This window comes from Frankia sp. CcWB2, from assembly GCF_977927585.1.
On the sequence record NZ_CDWRCM010000322.1, the window covers coordinates 1 to 2,684 of the forward strand.

The window sequence follows — 2,684 nt, forward strand, 5'->3', positions numbered from 1 at the left end:
TCCAGATCCGGAACCAGCCCCCTGATCAGCGACCGCCCTCGGCGGGCCGCAGCGCCCACCGGCCGCCGGCGAGCGCCTGCCGCAGCCGGTCCTCCTCCACCCGCCAGTAACCGTGTTCCCGGCCGTCGAGCAGGATGACCGGCACCCGGTCGCCGTAGGCGTCGGCAAGCTGGGGATCGGCGTTGACATTGGCCTCCCGCCACCTGACCTGCTCCTGCTCGGCGACCCGGACGACCGCCGCCCGCGCGGTATCGCACAGATGACATCCCGTCCGGGTGAGCAGTGTGATACGCACACCGTCGTGGCCGGAATCCGCCCGTTCCAACCCGTCGTCCATTCCACGATGGTAGGCGCGATCCCGGTCGCTGCCGAGTGGCTTCCCGAACCGCTCGAGCGGGACCGAGGTCCGTTCAGGGGCCCGACCCCGACGTGCGGTCCGGTCCGGGCCTCGCCGGGAGACGCCCCCTGCCTGCACCCGGACGATCTCCGACTGTCCGCGGTCCCTCCTCCGGCTACACTCAGCTACTAACGGAACCATGTGCGCCGGGCCTCCCGGCCCGCCTTGCCGCGACCGCACCCTCCGGAGCCCGGGCTGTGACCGAATGCACGCTCGCCGACCTCGCCGCCGACCTCGCCGCCGGCCTCGTCGCCCCGCGCCGCGGCCTGGATGCAGCGCGGGGACCGTCGGTCCCGCTCCTCCCGCTCCTCAGGAGGGACGGGATCCGCGCCCTCCTACCCCGGTTGTCCGGGACCGGACGGCCAACCGCCCCCACGGCGTCGGGATCCACGGTGCCGGCCGGGACGAGCCGCGCGGCGGGGACGGACCCGGCTGCGGCCACGACGACGGTGGCGGCCTGGCCCGTGGGATCCGCCCGGCATCCCGGCCCCCTCCACCGGCAGGATGCGATGTCCCCGGTGGGCGCCCGGGAGGACCGCGAGCGGGTCGGGGACCCTCCGAGCGAGCCGGCCGACGACGACCGGACGGCGCTCGTCGCCCGGGCCCGGCGAGGTGACGTCGACGCCTTCGGGCTGCTCTACGACCGGTACGCCGACCTCGTGTTCCGATACGCGCTGTACCGGCTGGGCGGGGATCCGGTGGCCGCCGAGGACATCGTCAGCGAGACCTTCCTGCGTGCCTTCCGCTCAATCGGCACGTTCCGGTGGCAGGGGCGGGACATCGGTGCCTGGTTCATCACCATCGCTCGCAACCTGCTGGTCGATCAGGCCCGCTCGGCGCGGTGCCGGTTCGAGATCCCGACGGCGGACATCCTCGCCGCGGCCGAGCACCGGGCCACGGCGCTGACGGTACCGAGCCCCGAAGAGTCGATCCTGGCCGTGCTGACCCGCCGCGAGCTGCTCGACGCCGTCCGCGAGCTGCGCCCGGACCAGCAGGAGTGCGTCGCGCTCCGGTTCCTCGAAGGGCTGTCGGTCCGCGAGACCGCGCTGGCCATGGGCCGTAATGAGGGGGCGGTCAAATCCTTGCAGTTCAGAGCGATTCGGACACTTGCTCGCGCCCTTCCCGCAACAGACACGGCCTGGCCTCCGGGCCCCTCGCCGTGAGCGATATCCTAGATCACGTCGCAACCGCGGCCCGGTCGTTGTTCCATCGGCACTTTCGCGCAGTCACGTTCGAGCGGCGGCCGCCGCGAAGTCGTACCGCACCGTACTCTGACGGCGTGCCGGCGAACCATGGCGTGGATCGCGGCGCGCGGAGGTGGCGACAAGGGGTGGGCGGCGGCCCCGGTCACTTCCCGAGCCGAGCCCTTGCTCCGCCCCGGACAACATGGAGTTGACGATGAGGGTGCGACGACGCAGGGACCTGGCCACGACGAGGCAGGCCGCCGAGGCCGCCGCGATCGCCGCCTTGAAGGTCGCGGCCGAGGAGGTTCCGCGGGCCCCGCTGGACGAGTCGGCGGCCGCGTTCTTCGACGTGGACAACACCATGATGGCGGGCGCCTCGATCTTCTACTTCGCCCGCGGCCTGGCCGCCCGGGACTTCTTCAACTCGCGTGACCTGATCCGGTTCGGCTGGCAGCACATCACCTACCGGCTGCGTGGGCTCGAGGACCCGAACGGCATCCGGGACGCTCGGGAGACCGCGCTCGCCTTCGTCGCCGGGCGCACGGTGGCCGAGATCGTCCGTTACGGCGAGGAGATCTACGACGAGCGGATGGCCGAGCAGATCTACTCGGGCACGCACGCGCTCGCCCAGCAGCACCTTGACGCGGGCCAGCGAGTGTGGCTGGTCACGGCCACCCCGGTCGAGCTCGCCTCGGTCATCGCCCGGCGACTGAACCTCACCGGCGCCCTCGGCACGGTCAGCGAGGTCTCCGCCGAGGGCACCTACACCGGCCACCTGGTCGGCGGTCTGCTGCACGGCCAGGCGAAGGCCGAGGCCGTGCAGGCGCTCGCCGAGCGGGAGGGTCTGGACCTGTCCCGGTGCTGGGCCTACTCGGACTCGATCAACGATCTGCCCATGCTCTCCCTGGTGGGCCACCCGGTCGCGATCAACCCGGATCCGGACCTGAAGACCGTGGCCCGGGAACGCGAATGGCCGATCAAGGACTTTCGCACGGCCCGCAAGGCAGCCAAGATCGGCATTCCGACGGCAGCCGGGGTGGGCGCGCTCGCCGGCGGGGTCGCCGCCGGCATGGCGTTGCGGCGCCGGGCCGCGGGCGCCTAGC

3 protein-coding genes are annotated in these 2,684 nt (G+C 72.5%); 2 read left to right on the plus strand and 1 reads right to left on the minus strand.

The features are described 5' to 3' along the window. Positions 1–25: 25 nt before the first annotated feature. Positions 26–337, minus strand: a complete 312-nt coding sequence (locus tag ACY45C_RS21135; protein WP_462189299.1) for a glutaredoxin family protein — start codon at positions 335–337, stop codon at positions 26–28. 257 nt (positions 338–594) lie between these two features. On the opposite strand from ACY45C_RS21135, the gene ACY45C_RS21140 reads away from it, so the two are divergent. Continuing rightward, on the plus strand, positions 595–1,560 hold the full coding sequence (locus ACY45C_RS21140) for a sigma-70 family RNA polymerase sigma factor (protein WP_462189300.1): 966 nt from the start codon (positions 595–597) through the stop codon (positions 1,558–1,560). A 235-nt stretch (positions 1,561–1,795) separates the two neighbouring features. Continuing rightward, positions 1,796–2,683 carry an HAD family hydrolase gene (locus ACY45C_RS21145; protein ID WP_462189301.1) on the plus strand — a complete coding sequence of 296 codons (888 nt, stop codon included), beginning with the start codon at positions 1,796–1,798 and terminating at the stop codon, positions 2,681–2,683. Position 2,684 lies beyond the last annotated feature (1 nt).

Coding starts and splice junctions, on each gene's coding strand:
- ACY45C_RS21135 (WP_462189299.1), bottom strand. CDS start 337: ATGGACGACGGGTTGGAACGGGCGGATTCCGGCCACGACGGTGTGCGT.
- ACY45C_RS21145 (WP_462189301.1), top strand. CDS start 1,796: ATGAGGGTGCGACGACGCAGGGACCTGGCCACGACGAGGCAGGCCGCC.